This window comes from Dryocola sharpae, from assembly GCF_051307055.1.
Lineage (GTDB): Bacteria > Pseudomonadota > Gammaproteobacteria > Enterobacterales > Enterobacteriaceae > Dryocola.
Genome location: NZ_CP149994.1, coordinates 3,451,188 through 3,464,718, shown reverse-complemented (window position 1 = coordinate 3,464,718; position 13,531 = coordinate 3,451,188). Strand labels below are relative to the sequence as shown.

12 protein-coding genes are annotated in these 13,531 nt (G+C 54.4%); 4 read left to right on the top strand and 8 right to left on the bottom strand.

Annotated features, from left to right (window positions below; genetic code table 11):
* Positions 1–198 precede the first annotated feature (198 nt).
* From WLO31_RS16450 to WLO31_RS16430, 5 genes are all read right to left on the bottom strand, one after another.
* On the bottom strand, positions 199–1,329 hold the full coding sequence (locus WLO31_RS16450; RefSeq protein WP_435927700.1) for an oligogalacturonate lyase family protein: 1,131 nt from the start codon (positions 1,327–1,329) through the stop codon (positions 199–201).
* Positions 1,330–1,415: 86 nt separating this feature from the next.
* Positions 1,416–2,705, bottom strand: a complete 1,290-nt coding sequence (locus tag WLO31_RS16445; protein WP_435927699.1) for an ABC transporter substrate-binding protein — start codon at positions 2,703–2,705, stop codon at positions 1,416–1,418.
* Positions 2,706–2,718: 13 nt separating this feature from the next.
* Complete coding sequence (locus tag WLO31_RS16440) at positions 2,719–3,846, bottom strand: ABC transporter ATP-binding protein (RefSeq protein WP_435927698.1); 1,128 nt, start codon at positions 3,844–3,846, stop codon at positions 2,719–2,721.
* A 13-nt stretch (positions 3,847–3,859) separates the two neighbouring features.
* Positions 3,860–4,774, bottom strand: coding sequence for a carbohydrate ABC transporter permease (locus tag WLO31_RS16435; RefSeq protein ID WP_435927697.1), 915 nt, complete (start codon positions 4,772–4,774; stop codon positions 3,860–3,862).
* Positions 4,767–5,657 (bottom strand): carbohydrate ABC transporter permease, encoded by an 891-nt coding sequence (locus tag WLO31_RS16430; RefSeq protein ID WP_064513485.1) that lies wholly within the window; start codon positions 5,655–5,657, stop codon positions 4,767–4,769. The genes WLO31_RS16435 and WLO31_RS16430 overlap by 8 nt, the downstream gene beginning before the upstream one ends.
* A 691-nt stretch (positions 5,658–6,348) precedes the next feature.
* On the opposite strand from WLO31_RS16430, the gene wzz(fepE) reads away from it, so the two are divergent.
* Positions 6,349–7,485: an LPS O-antigen length regulator Wzz(fepE) gene (wzz(fepE), locus tag WLO31_RS16425; RefSeq protein WP_435927696.1), complete on the top strand. Its 1,137-nt coding sequence runs from the start codon at positions 6,349–6,351 to the stop codon at positions 7,483–7,485.
* A gap of 56 nt (positions 7,486–7,541) precedes the next feature.
* Here the strand turns inward: wzz(fepE) and WLO31_RS16420 are convergent, their stop codons facing one another.
* Complete coding sequence (locus tag WLO31_RS16420; protein ID WP_435927695.1) at positions 7,542–7,865, bottom strand: cupin domain-containing protein; 324 nt, start codon at positions 7,863–7,865, stop codon at positions 7,542–7,544.
* Positions 7,866–8,029: 164 nt separating this feature from the next.
* On the opposite strand from WLO31_RS16420, the gene WLO31_RS16415 reads away from it, so the two are divergent.
* Positions 8,030–8,728, top strand: coding sequence for an aspartate/glutamate racemase (locus WLO31_RS16415; RefSeq protein ID WP_435927694.1), 699 nt, complete (start codon positions 8,030–8,032; stop codon positions 8,726–8,728).
* A 203-nt stretch (positions 8,729–8,931) separates the two neighbouring features.
* Positions 8,932–10,098 (top strand): MFS transporter, encoded by a 1,167-nt coding sequence (locus tag WLO31_RS16410; RefSeq protein WP_435927693.1) that lies wholly within the window; start codon positions 8,932–8,934, stop codon positions 10,096–10,098.
* Between the two features lies 1 nt (position 10,099).
* On the opposite strand, the gene WLO31_RS16405 is transcribed toward WLO31_RS16410, so the two are convergent.
* Entirely contained in the window at positions 10,100–11,023 is a 924-nt protein-coding gene (locus WLO31_RS16405; RefSeq protein ID WP_435927692.1) for a LysR family transcriptional regulator, read from the bottom strand.
* A gap of 168 nt (positions 11,024–11,191) precedes the next feature.
* Here WLO31_RS16405 and lysA point away from each other — a divergent pair, with 168 nt between their 5' ends.
* The gene (gene lysA, locus WLO31_RS16400; protein ID WP_435927691.1) at positions 11,192–12,454 is read left to right on the top strand and encodes a diaminopimelate decarboxylase; all 1,263 of its coding nucleotides are present in this window, start codon (positions 11,192–11,194) and stop codon (positions 12,452–12,454) included.
* On the opposite strand, the gene WLO31_RS16395 is transcribed toward lysA, so the two are convergent.
* The gene (locus WLO31_RS16395) at positions 12,446–13,468 is read right to left on the bottom strand and encodes a LacI family DNA-binding transcriptional regulator (RefSeq protein ID WP_435930642.1); all 1,023 of its coding nucleotides are present in this window, start codon (positions 13,466–13,468) and stop codon (positions 12,446–12,448) included. The genes lysA and WLO31_RS16395 overlap by 9 nt on opposite strands.
* Between the last annotated feature and the right edge of the window lie 63 nt (positions 13,469–13,531).

Genomic DNA, 13,531 nt, shown 5'->3' with positions numbered 1-13,531 from the left:
CCCTTATACCCGCGCCGGTCGTATTGCGCTTATCTGACCTACAAACCAGTTCTGTGGTAGGGCGGATAAGCGCAAGCGCCATCCGCCGTTATCTTTATACCCGCACCGGTCGTAAGGCGGGCAACATTTGCGCTTATCTGACCTACAAACCAGTTCTGTGGTAGGGCGGATAAGCGTAAGCGCCATCCGCCGTTATCTTTATATCCGCGCCAGATAAAGCGCGGGCATCCCTTCTTCATCAGACGTAAACAGCACCCACTGATTATCCGGCGAGAACGACGGATGCGGATGCGTTACCTGCCGGTCGCCGTCGATTACCTTCCATGAAGTATTGTGCTGGCATACCGCCTTTTGCGTGCCTTTGCGTAGATCGAATACCCAAATAAAGGGATCGTTAAGATCGATCTGTCCCGTTTTATGCTGCGCGCCGTCACCGACGATAAGGGAACCGTCGTGATTGCTCATCAGGTGCGAGCAGGGCGGAATGATTCTCAGCTGACGGTTCTCAAGCGTGCGGGGATCGGCGCTGCACAGATAGCGATGCGCGGATCCTTCTTTATGCGCTACGTAGTAGAGCGCAGAGCCGTCCGGCACCCAGAATTCATGGGTGAAGCTTTCGCCTTCTTCATGCTGGCGTACTTTGCGCAGGTTACTGCCGTTCTGGTTGATAAGCCACATGCGCGCGTCGATGGCATCACGCGGCCCTTCATGGCAGAAGGCGACGGTTTCATCATCAAACGGGCGATAAATCGGATGCCCCAGCCAGCGTTTTTCCTGCAAAACGGTCTCCTGCTCGCCGGTTTGCAGATCGATGCGGATCAGGCGGCATTCCGGATTGGTGAAGTAAAAGTCGCGGAATTTTTGCCAGTCGGTAAGCGGTGACCAGTCGCTTTTTTTAATCTCGATGCCGACAAGCTTTGTGCAGTCTGAGTTTGCCACCCAGGTGCCATAGGCAACCCAGTCCGCGTCAACCTCATAGATGCTCTCTTCTTTTAGCGATTGCAGATCGACGCGCCTGAGTTCACGGTTGTTTTTTACATACCACAACGCCTTATCGTCCGCGGATAAAAAGCCGCCGAAGGTATTATCCCCGCTGCCTTCCGTTAACTGCGTGGCGATCTGTTTGTTGAGATCGAGCAAATAGTAGTTCCAGTGTCCTTCAAACGCCCCGCCAAAAATCAGCTGCTGTCCGTCGTTGCTAAAACATTTTTGGTAGAAGTAATTACGATGGCAAATCACATGCGGCGGGGTTAAGCGCAATACTTCGCTGCCGGTTTCCCTGTCGCGCTGCGAGCGGAAAGAAAGCTGTATTTTTTTACCTTTAGCCATGACGAAGATCCTTATCTTTAAAAAAATACCCCGCCACGCAAGCGGGGCAGGGTATGGTGCGAGTATTCGCGAGCCTGAGGAGTAACTTAGCGCATGGCGCGTTTAAGGATACGGTTACCCTGACGCTCGAAATCTGCCGCCGTTTCTTCCACGGTTTTTTGACCATAGTCGATGTACTGCAGGGAGGTACCGAACAGCGAAACGATCTGCGGATCGTCAAAGTACGGTGAGGTTGTCAGATGATTTGGCAGCGACTGGGCCAGCTTCAGGCCCGCAACCGCCGGATCGTGAGCCTCGATCACCCCATCAGCCGTAAGCTGCGCCACAGCCGCTTTGCTTAACGGTACGCCACGTTCCAGGCCCAGCGCCTGCACGCCTTCTTTGCTGTTGAGCAGGAAATTAATCAGCTGGGCTGATTCTTTTGGATGCTTAGTGGTTTTGCTGATAGAGAACATCTGCGCCGGTTTAAAGAACAAACCTGCGTCTTTGGCATCCGGCAGCATCGGGTAGGCGCCCAGCTCAAGCTTCGCCGGCGGCTTAAGGTTGTCTGAGTACTTGGTGATGGTCGAGTTCCACATGTAAGTACCGGCCCATTCGCCCTGAATCCACGGCTTCATTTCGTACATATTGCTCTTACCGAACGAGGCGTAATATTTGGTATCCGGCATGACGTGGCTGTCGATGAGCTTTTTGTACATCTGGAAGAATTCAACCCACTGCGCTTTGCTGTAAGCGAATTTTTTACCGGCAAGATCCACTTCACTGATGTTGTACTTCTGCACCATGTACGAGCGCAGCAGCGCCAGCGTATCCTGATGCTCCAGCACCACCGGGTAGTATTGTTTACCCAGTTTGGCTTCGAAGGTTTTCCCCGCCGCCATCAGCTCGTCCCAGGTTTTCGGGTATTCAACGCCCGCTTTTTTCCAGGTTACATCGTTGAAATAGAAGACGCGCGCGGTGACGGAAACAGGGATCCCGTTCAGCTTGCCGTCGACGGTGGTGGACTGCAGCTCTTTTGGATCAAACTGCGTGAGATCCAACTCGCCGCTCACGGTATTCAGATCGTAGAAACCGGTGCCGGTTTTCGAGAAGATCGGCAGCCAGTTCCAGTTGGTCTGCATCACGTCCGGCTCTGTTCCACCGGCAATTTGGGTGGTCAGGCGCGAAAGGTGGCCGTCCCAGCCGGTATATTCGGACTTCACGTTAATGTTCGGGTGCTGCTTATGAAACGCCTCCAGCGCTTTTAACGTCACCTGGTGACGGCCGTTGCCGCCCCACCAGGACATACGTAAATCGACCTGCTCGTCAGCGAAAGCGGAGCCGGCGGCCATGGCTAAAGTAGAGGTTATCAGGGTACTTAACACTAATTTTTTCATTATAGAGGCTCGCTCAAAGAGAGATGTTTTGTTCTGTTTTAGCGTCAAAAATATGACATTTTTCCATGTCGAACTTGAAATACACTTTACGATGAAGTCCCTTTTCAATCAGCGGCTTAGCTTCATCGGAAGGGATGCGGCAGGTCATTTCAAAATCGGCCACCTGCAGGTAGACGAAGAATTCATGCCCCATGTTCTCTACGCGAACCATCTCGCCGCTGGAATGGCTTGCGGCGAACGGCTCGTCAGAGACGGATATAAATTCAGGGCGGATGCCGAAGAACACATCCCGATCTTTGTAAGCCGCACAGCGCTCCTGCTGACGCTCGTTCAGCGCCAGGGTATCCTGGCCCACGCTAATCTGCAGACGTCCCTCTTTTTCAATCAGCTTGCTCGGCCTGATGTTCATTTCCGGCGCGCCAATAAAGCCCGCCACGAACATATTTTTCGGGAAGTGATAAAGGTTGTCTGGCGTATCGACCTGCATAATGTGTCCCAGCTTCATCACGCAGATACGGTCGCCCATGGTCATCGCTTCGGTCTGGTCATGGGTGACATAAACGGTGGTCGCTGGTTTGCCGCTCTTCTTAAGCTGTTTGTGCAGATCGGAGATACGGATACGCATCGAGGCGCGCAGTTTTGCATCCAGATTAGAGAGCGGTTCATCGAACAAGAAGACGTCCGGCTTTTTCACGATGGCGCGGCCGACCGCCACGCGCTGCGCCTGGCCGCCGGAAAGCTGGCGCGGCAGACGGTCCATCAGCTCATCAAGCTCAAGAATTTTCGCCGCTTCATTTACCTGGGCGGTGATTTGATCCTTCGGCATTTTTGAGAGCTTCAGGCCGAAGGCGAGGTTTTCGCGAACGGTCATATGTGGATAAAGCGCGTAGTTCTGAAACACCATCGCGATACCGCGAGATTTCGGGGCGAGGTTATTCACCACGCGCTCGCCGATTCTGACTTCACCGCCGCTGATGGTCTCAAGGCCGGCCAGCATGCGCAGCGTGGTTGATTTTGCGCAGCCAGATGGGCCGACGATAACCATGAATTCGCCATCAGCAATGGTCAGGTCAATGCCGTGAACCGCCTGGAAGCCGTTGGAGTACACCTTTTGCAATTTATTGAAAATGACTTCAGCCATGATATTCCCTCACTTAACCTTTAATTCCGCTGCTGGTTACGCCCTGTACAAAGTAGCGTTGCGCCAGGAAGAAGATGATGATTGACGGCAGAATGGAGATGCTCGCCATTGCCAGAATTTCGTTCCACGGCGCGCCCTCGGTGACGTCGATAGACATTTTGAGCGCCAGGGCAATCGGGTATTTGTCCACGCTGTAGACGTAAATCAGCGGCCCGATAAAGTCGTTCATGGACCACATGAACTGGAACAGGGCGACGGAGATAATGGCCGGTTTGAGGATCGGCACCACCACATACCAGAGCACCTGCAAGGAGTTGCAGCCGTCAATCTGAGCGGCTTCTTCCATATCGCGCGGCACGCCGCGCAGGAACTGGATAAGCATGAAGACGAAGAACCCTTGTGTCGCAAAGGCCAGCGGCAGATAGAGCGGCAGATAACTGTTGAGCATGCCCATTTCCCGGAACATCAGGTACTGAGGGATCAGCAGCACGGTGCTCGGCAGCAGCATGGTGGTAATCAGCGTGGCGAACCAGAATTTCTTAAACGGAATTTCGAAACGGGCAAAGCCGTAAGCGACAACCGTAGAGGAGATAATGGTCAGGATCACCTTAGGGATCACATACTGGAAGGTGTTCCACATGTAATGGCCGAAGGTGTACTCGGTGCCGGTTTTCCAGCCGTTGACGAAGCCGTCGCTGGTAGGATGCGCAGGCCACAGGCCGAGCGTGGTAAAGATCTCGTGGTTTGGCTTAAACGACGCCGAGAACATCCACACCAGCGGATAAAGCATCAGCAAACCAACCGCAAGTAAAATGACGTAGCGGATAACCCGGCTAATTTTTTCACGGCGTAAAGTGCGCTGGACTTCCTGTTCAGCAAGATCCGCGGCGCTGTTTGCCGGTAGCTGGCTTTGTTGAATATCAGCCATTTTTGCCTCCCTTATCGGCAGAGTAGAACACCCAGTATTTCGATGACTTAAAGGCGATGGAGGCAAAGACCGCCACGACCAGGAACAGCACCCACGCCAGCGCCGCGCCATAACCCATATCGAAGTATTTAAACGCCGTGTCGTAGATATAGAGCGAGAACAGGTAGGTATAGTGAGTCGGGCCGCCGCCGGTAATGATGTATGGCGCGGTAAACTCCTGGAACGCCTGCGTCGTTTGCATAATGAAGTTAAAGAAGATAACCGGCGTAATCAGCGGTACGGTCACTTTCGTGAACATCTGCCATTTGGACGCGCCGTCGATCATCGCCGCTTCGTACTGCGACTGCGGTACGTTTTGCAGCGCGGCAAGGAAGATGACCATGGCCGAACCGAACTGCCAGACGCGCAGCAAAGTCACGGACATCAGCGCCAGCGAGGGTTCGCCAAGCCAGTTAACCGGATCCAGACCAAACACGCCGATGAAGCTGTTCAGCAGGCCGTCAATAGCGAACAGCGCGCGCCACAGCACGGCGATAGCAACGGAGCTGCCGAGAATAGAAGGGATGTAGTAAGCGGTACGGAAGAAACCGATGCCGCGCAGTTTAAAGTTAAGAACAAATGCGATGCCAAGAGCAAAAGCAAGCTTTAACGGGATGGTTAAAAACACGTACGCGAAGGTCACGCCCATTGATTTCCAGAAGAGCGAATCTTCCGTCAACATGTAGCGATAGTTTTCAATACCGGTAAAAACCGGCGGATTCATCAAGTCATACTCGGTAAAACTGAGGAAGAAAGATGAAACAAACGGGAAAGCGGTAAAGACAAGCAGCCCTATGATATAGGGTGATATCCACGCCAATCCTAACATCTTGTTTTCATTCATACATACCTACCTGGCGGCCAATAGTTTAAAAAACAGTCGTGATAAATTCGTTGTGGAAATGCAGCCTTTCCTGACCTGGGGAAGATGGAACGCTCTTTCTGGCGCGCCATGCTTTTTTATTTTGTTAGCTAACCTTTTTATTTCAATGGGATAGGTGATTAAACGTTGCTGGTTTCTCCACCTGCTTTTTGTTAGTTTCATTAACAAACAAACTGTGGTTCCTGATTTATAAAACAGCGTTTTAATTAATCTTATTACTATTTGTAACCGCGTCATTCTATAAATGGCGGAAATGTGATCGAAGTCGAAACGCTGTTTCGATTATTTGAAGCAGAGGGGTTTTTGAACGCAGCGAGAGGTTACTGTGTAAAAAGGCAACAAAAGAAAAACTGCAAGAGATGGTAGTTGTTTTTCAGATTAATCTTGGGAATAATGCGTTTTCTCTCAGGCACTTTTTAACCGATTGTCATCATGTGTAAGCGCGAGGAAAACCGTGTTGCGCATATAAAAGGTGCTGTTCTGACTATGCGTTACATTCAATAGTGATATTCACAAGGAAATGGTGTGCTGCAGCTCCCCACGTTAAAGAATTATCCTCTATTGCTTGTCCTGCCCGCGTCGCACGGAGCTCTTTTTTCTTACCCGACGTTTAATTCAGGTTATTTTTCAATCAACTTTTAAGCGGCCAGTTATGTCTTCTATTGAAGTAAAATCCAGTCAGTTAGAAAACGCTCCTCCTTATCGGATGCTGCCCTCTCCTCGTGAAGAGATAGATTTACTTTCTATACTGGCGACGCTGTTCGCCGCCAGAAAGCAGATCGCGGCCATTACGCTTATCTTCGCTCTGGCGGGACTGGCGGCAAGCTTCCTGCTGCCCCAGAAATGGACCAGCCGGGCCGTTATCACCGCGCCTGAAAATGAGCAGCTGATTGAGCTGCGCCGCGCGACAATCAATATGACGGTGCTGGGCGTGGAGGCAGGGGTTGAAGCCGGCGCCATCTACAATAAATTTTTGAAAAAGTTTGATTCGCAGGCGCTGCGTGAGCAGTTCCTGGCGCAGTCTCCTTATGTGCAGGCGCTGCTGAACAATCAGGACGTGGATAACAGCGAGCTGCATCGCGCTATCGTCAGCGTTGCAGATAAATTTAAAGCGCAGAACAATGTCGATCCGAAAAAGGCAGATAACGCTCCTTATTCCTCCTGGAGTCTGAGTTTCGTCGCGCCTGACGCAGGCGATGCCCAGCAGGTGCTGGAGAACTACATTCAGTTTATTAACGCTGAGGTGAACAAGGATGTGCTGCAGGATCTGAAAAATGCGGTTGAGCTAAAAATTGCCTTTGAGAAAGATAAGCTGCTGCTGGATCGCACGCTGCTGGAAAACCAGCATAACGTTAACGTGCAGCGCCTGGGCTACTCGTTGCAGGTAGCCAACGCCGCCGGGATCAAAAAACCTGTCTACAGCAACGGTCAGGCGGTGAAAGACGATCCGGACTATTCCGTCGCGCTGGGTGCCGATGGCTTAGCGGAAAAGCTAAAGATTGAGCAGTCTATTAAAGATGTCGCCGAGCTGAATGCATCGATGCAGAACCGTGAGCATTTACTTGCCCAGCTTGAAACGGTCAATATCGGGAAGGTGAACTTCACGCCGTACAAATACCAGATGCAGCCTTCTTTGCCGGTAACCAAAGATAGCCCGCGTAAGTCGTTAATTATCGTGCTTGCCGCCTTAGTGGGTTTGATGGTGGCTTCGGGTACGGTGCTGATGCGTCATGCGATGAGCAATCGCCTGGAAATGGACAACGGTCTGGAGATGGAAAAGCTCGCCTGAGGCGGTTTGCTTTTTATGCATAAACGGCTCCTTGCGGAGCCGTTATCATTTGTAGCCTACTGCAGAAAATCCTCACGAACCGGCGTGAAGGTATCCAGCAGCGTGCCTGCCGCCAGGCATACGCAGCCGTGCATCACGTGCGGCTCTTTATACAACGTATCACCAGCTTTCACCCTGTGGACTTCATCATCGATGGTGAACTCAAACTCGCCGGAGAGCACGTAAGTCAGCTGCTCATGCGGATGATTGTGCATCGGGCCAACGGCGCCCGTTTCGAAGTTAACCTGAACCGCCATCATTTTTCCGCCGTGCGCCAGAATACGGCGGCTCACGCCTGCGCCGAGATCGTCCAGAGCGGTGTCTTTAAAAAATGTAAACATTCGCAGATCCTCATCTATGTGAAACATTGTTTCATTTTTATAATCGTATCGCGGAAAAGCGTTCTGGCATAGCTCACCGCTGATAAATGTTGTGACGATCACGCTTTCCCTGTCCGGCGAACCTCTGCTATAACCGGGGAACAGAGATAAAAAGGCGATAAAAAATGAAAACGATAGGCCTGATTGGCGGTATGAGCTGGGAGTCCACTATTCCTTATTATCGCCTGATCAATGAAGGCGTGAAGGCGCGTCTGGGTGGGTTGCACTCGGCGAAGATTATCCTGCACAGCGTGGATTTCCATGAAATTGAAGCCTGCCAGTCCAGCGGCGAATGGGATAAAGCGGGCGAGATGCTGGCGGATGCGGCTCTGGGGCTGCAAAAAGCGGGCGCGGAAGGTATCGTGCTGTGCACGAACACTATGCACAAAGTGGCCAACCAGATTGAATCGCGCTGCGGTCTGCCGTTCCTGCACATTGCGGACGCCACCGGCAGAGCGATTGCTGCGCAGGGCGTAAGCAAGGTGGCGCTGCTGGGCACGCGTTATACAATGGAGCAGGATTTTTATCGCGGCCGCCTGAGCGCGGAATTTGGCATTGAAACACTGATCCCCAACGAGCCGCAGCGCCTGCGCATCAATGAGATTATTTTTGCGGAGCTGTGCCTCGGTAAAATCACCGCTGAATCGAAACGCTATTACCAGCAGGTCATTGAGGCGCTTCAGCGGCAGGGCGCCCAGGGCGTGATTTTCGGCTGCACGGAAATCGGCCTGCTGCTGCAACAGCGCGATTGCCCGCTGCCCGTGTTCGATACGGCCGCCATTCATGCTGAGGATGCCGTTAACTTCATGCTGGGCAGGCAGTGATTTTTCTTTTCCGTTTCAGTTAATTAAGCGGTAAATAAGTTTATCCTTACGGCGCGCCGGGTTTCCTCCGCCCTGTTTTGTGTTATAAATTTGTTAAGCAGCGCACATATTCCAATAAGCTGCACCTCTGATATGCCCACAAATCTGGCGGCTGAGCCCATGCTCTCCCGCCTTTTGTCATTTCTGCAATCGGGAGTTATTCCATGCCTGTTTCCTTACTGGCGCTGGCGATGAGTGCGTTTGCCATCGGCACGACGGAGTTTGTCATTATGGGCCTGCTGCCCGACGTTGCCGGGGATCTGCATATTTCTATTCCCACCGCCGGCTGGTTAATTAGCGGCTATGCGCTGGGCGTGGCGATTGGCGCGCCTGTTATGGCGCTGCTGACCGCGCGGCTGCCGCGCAAACTTTCGCTGGTGCTGCTGATGGTGATATTTATCATCGGCAATCTGCTGTGCGCCGCGGCGATCTCTTATAACTTCCTGATGCTGGCGCGTATTATCACCGCCCTTTGCCACGGGGCGTTCTTCGGCATCGGGGCCGTGGTGGCGGCAAGCCTTGTGGCGCCCAACCGCAAAGCTTCGGCCGTGGCGCTGATGTTTACCGGCCTGACGCTTGCCAACGTCCTCGGCGTGCCGATTGGCACCTGGTTTGGGCAGATGTACGGCTGGCGCTCCACTTTCTGGGGCGTGGCGGCGATAGGCGTAGTTGCGTTTATCGCGCTGATTGTCAGCCTGCCCGCGCAAAAAGGTGAAGCGCCAACGGATTTAAAACGCGAGGTAAGCGCGCTGGGCAACGGCAAGCTGTGGCTTTCGCTGTCGATGACGGTCTTCTTTGCCGCAGCGATGTTCGCGCTGTTTAGCTACGTGGCGCCGATGCTGCTGCAGGTGACGGGCATTACGCATCAGGGCGTGAGCTGGACGCTGTTCCTGATGGGCGCGGGACTCACGGTGGGGAATATTCTGGGCGGGCGTCTGGCCGACTGGAAAGTCTCTGTCAGCCTGATGCTGAGCTTTACCTTTATCGCCATTTTCTCGCTGCTGTTCCGCTGGACCAGCCACGGCATGTGGCTGGCTGAAATCACGCTGTTTTTATGGTCGATGGCGGCGTTTGCCACCGTTCCGGCGCTGCAAATCAACGTGGTGCTGCACGGCAAAGATGCGCCAAACCTGGTCTCTACGCTGAATATTGCCGCCTTTAACGTGGGCAATGCGTTAGGGGCGTGGGTGGGCGGTACGGTTATCGATCGCGGCTATGGTTTAACCTCGGTGCCGCTGGCGGCCGCGGGGCTGGCGATAGTCGGGCTGATAATCTGCCTGATTAACTTCAGCAACGGCACCGGCCACCATCAGCCGGCGACCGAACGGTAGCTCAGGCATCAAGCAGCGTGTTTAGCGGGTCGGTATAAATATGCATGTTATTAAGCAGATGCTCGCTAAAGGCGCTGACCAGCGCGGAGGCGGGGCGGTGCAGGGGGCGAATCAGGCTCACGGTAAAAGGCACCGCCACGCTGAAACGCCGGGCGACAACGCCGCTTGAAGCGTAATCCAGCGCCGTAAGCGGGTTGACCACCGAAACGCCCGCTCCCGCCCGCACCATGGCGCAAACCGAAGCCGCGCTATGCGTTTCCACCACCATCCGGCGTTTGACGTCGTGCTCCTGGAAAAGCGCATCCAGAAGCTGCCGGTAGCTGTCGGTGCGCGACAGGCTAATGTAGTTCTCTCCGGTAAAATCCTGCGGCGTCAGCTCCTCTTTATGGGCCAGCCGGTGCCCGGCGGGCAGGACGCATACTTCATTTAACGTCAGCAACGTCCGGCGCTCCGTACCGGCGGGCGCGGCGCTGTTTTCCGTCAGGCCTAAATCGTGGCGCTGCGCGGAGAGCCACTCCTCAAGCAGCGGAGATTCCTGCGGCACAATATTCAGACTCAGTTCCGGGTAACGCGCCAGGAAAGGCTGCACCAGCAGCGGCAGGAAAGACTGGGAGAATACCGGCAGGCAGGCGACGGACAGCTCGCCCTGGCGAAATTCACGCAGGCTCTCCGCGGCGTTGACGATCCTGTCCAGCCCATACCAGGAGCGCTGCACTTCTTCGAAAAGCCGCAGCCCCTGAACCGTGGGATGCAGCCGTCCGCGGCTGCGCTCAAACAATTGCAGGCCGATAAGTTTCTCAAAGCGGGCCAGCTCCCGGCTGACGGTAGGCTGCGAGGTGTGCAGCAGTCCCGCAGCCTCGGTGAGGTTTCCTGCGGTCATCACCGCATGAAAAATTTCAATATGGCGCAGCGTTATGGAGGGCATGGTTCTCGACTTTTATCGCGTTTTAACATTCGTATGGGCAGCTAAGCAAAGCGCCCCGGCGTGATACAAATGTATATCATAGATGAATAGACCTGCGAGAAATCGATATTTTTTCTTCAGTTCAGGCTGTGGCGTAATAAACAAAATAATTTACTACCGGAGTTAACGATGCCACGCCCGCTCAATACAGCCGACACCGCGCTGAACGCGAAAAACTTACTGACGCTGCCCGCTGAATTCGGCTGCCCGGTCTGGGTTTATGACGCGGAAATTATCCGCCGGCAGATAGCCCAGCTGCGCCAGTTCGACGTGATTCGTTTTGCGCAGAAGGCCTGTTCGAATATTCATATTCTGCGTCTGATGCGTGAGCAGGGCGTGAAGGTGGACTCGGTGTCGCAGGGCGAAATTGAGCGAGCGCTGGCGGCGGGCTACAACCCGCAGGAAAACCCGGACGATATCGTGTTTACCGCCGATATGATCGATGAAGCCACGCTGCGGCTGGTGGCGCAGCGGCGCATTCCGGTCAATGCCGGTTCGGTTGATATGCTGCAGCAGCTCGGCGAAGTCTCTCCGGGACATCGCGTCTGGCTGCGCGTAAACCCGGGCTTTGGCCATGGCCATAGCCAGAAAACCAATACCGGCGGTGAAAACAGCAAACACGGCATCTGGCACGCGGATTTACCGCAGGCGCTGGAGGTCATTCAGCGCTACAACCTGCACCTGGTGGGCATTCATATGCACATCGGGTCGGGCGTGGATTATGGCCATCTTGAGCGTGTTTGCGGCGCGATGGTGCAGCAGGTTATCGACTTTGGTCAGGATCTGGAGGCGATTTCCGCAGGCGGCGGCCTGTCAATCCCTTATCGTGAAGGCGAAGAGACTATCGATACCGGCCACTATTTTGGCCTGTGGAGCGCGGCGCGCGACCAAATCGCCCGGCGGCTTGGCCATGCGGTAAAATTGGAGATCGAGCCTGGACGTTTCCTCGTGGCGGAGTCGGGCGTGCTGGTAGCCCAGGTGCGTGCCGTGAAGGCGATGGGATCGCGCCACTTTGTGCTGATCGACGCCGGTTTTAACGATCTGATGCGCCCGTCTATGTACGGCAGCTATCATCACATTTCGGCCATGGCCTGCGACGGGCGCGACCTGATCACGCAGCCGCCGGTAGAGACCGTCGTTGCCGGACCATTGTGTGAGTCCGGAGACGTCTTTACCCAGCAGGAAGGCGGCAAGGTGGAAACCCGCGCGCTGCCGCCGGTTAAAGTAGGCGATTACCTGGTGCTGCACGATACGGGGGCTTACGGCGCGTCTATGTCTTCTAACTACAATAGCCGCCCGCTGTTGCCGGAAGTGCTGTTTGATAACGGAGCCGCGCGTTTGATCCGCCGCCGTCAGACTATGGAGGAATTACTCGCGCTGGAGCTACTTTGAGGAGCTGCGCCCGCGGCGAAAGTAAGGCCCGGGCGCAACGGATTCACGCAGCACCAGCGTACCCACAAACGGCGGGATCGGTTCGAGGTCTTCGCCGTTTGCCAGCTTAATCGCCTGGTCAATGGCGGTGGTGATCATATTATCGATCGGCAGATAGACGGTGGATAAGGCGGGCTGAAGCCACTGCGCGCTTGGCGCATCGTCAAAGCCAAACAGCGAGATATCCTGCGGGATGCGCATCCCGGCCTGTTGCAGCGCTTTTGAGGCGCCCAGCGCCATATCGTCGTTACAGGCAAACAGCGCCGTAAAGGTGACGTGGCTTTCGAGCAGCTGCTGGCAAAGCTGATGCCCCACCGTCATGGTGGAGTCGCCGTTTTTTACCCGCTCTTCGTTAAAGCGAATGCCGTGCTTTTGCAAAGCCTTGCGATAGCCCATCAGTCGGGCCTGGCCGGTTGGGGTGGAAATAGGCACGGTAATACAGGCGATGTCGCGATGGCCCTGCTGAATTAAATAGTCGGTCGCCTGAAACGCCGCATCCTGCTGTTCGAAGAAGACGCAGCGTTCCCGCGCCTGGGTTACATCCCGGTTAATCACCACCAGCGGCACCCGGATCGCGTTCATCAGCGACATTAGCGCCCGCTCGGACATAAAGCGGGTATAGAGCACTATGGCGTCGCAATGCCTGTCGGCCAGCATTTGCACGGCCTCAAGCTCTTTTTGCGGCGTGTCGTGCCCGTCGGTGACTATCAGTTGCTTACCATAGGCTTCGGTCTGGCGGGATGCTTGCTGCAGCAGGCGGCCAAAGTAAAAGCCGTCAAAGGTCGATACCACTAATCCCACGCTGTTACTGCTGCGGTTAGCAAGCGAGCGCGCCAGGAAATTAGGGCGATATCCTAACTCTTCCATGGCCATAAAGACCTGCTTGCGGGTGCTTTCTTTCACCTGCCCGGTGCCATTCAACACGCGAGATACCGTTGCTTTCGAAACGCCTGCGCGTAGCGAGACATCCAGCATTGTTACCATCGATTCATTCCTGATTAAGTCTTCCGTCGCGATACCGCAGTTGTGGCCGCAGTC

Coding starts and splice junctions, on each gene's coding strand:
- WLO31_RS16450 (WP_435927700.1), bottom strand. CDS start 1,329: ATGGCTAAAGGTAAAAAAATACAGCTTTCTTTCCGCTCGCAGCGCGAC.
- WLO31_RS16445 (WP_435927699.1), bottom strand. CDS start 2,705: ATGAAAAAATTAGTGTTAAGTACCCTGATAACCTCTACTTTAGCCATG.
- WLO31_RS16440 (WP_435927698.1), bottom strand. CDS start 3,846: ATGGCTGAAGTCATTTTCAATAAATTGCAAAAGGTGTACTCCAACGGC.
- WLO31_RS16435 (WP_435927697.1), bottom strand. CDS start 4,774: ATGGCTGATATTCAACAAAGCCAGCTACCGGCAAACAGCGCCGCGGAT.
- WLO31_RS16430 (WP_064513485.1), bottom strand. CDS start 5,657: ATGAATGAAAACAAGATGTTAGGATTGGCGTGGATATCACCCTATATC.
- WLO31_RS16420 (WP_435927695.1), bottom strand. CDS start 7,865: ATGTTTACATTTTTTAAAGACACCGCTCTGGACGATCTCGGCGCAGGC.
- WLO31_RS16415 (WP_435927694.1), top strand. CDS start 8,030: ATGAAAACGATAGGCCTGATTGGCGGTATGAGCTGGGAGTCCACTATT.
- WLO31_RS16410 (WP_435927693.1), top strand. CDS start 8,932: ATGCCTGTTTCCTTACTGGCGCTGGCGATGAGTGCGTTTGCCATCGGC.
- WLO31_RS16405 (WP_435927692.1), bottom strand. CDS start 11,023: ATGCCCTCCATAACGCTGCGCCATATTGAAATTTTTCATGCGGTGATG.
- lysA (WP_435927691.1), top strand. CDS start 11,192: ATGCCACGCCCGCTCAATACAGCCGACACCGCGCTGAACGCGAAAAAC.
- WLO31_RS16395 (WP_435930642.1), bottom strand. CDS start 13,468: ATGCTGGATGTCTCGCTACGCGCAGGCGTTTCGAAAGCAACGGTATCT.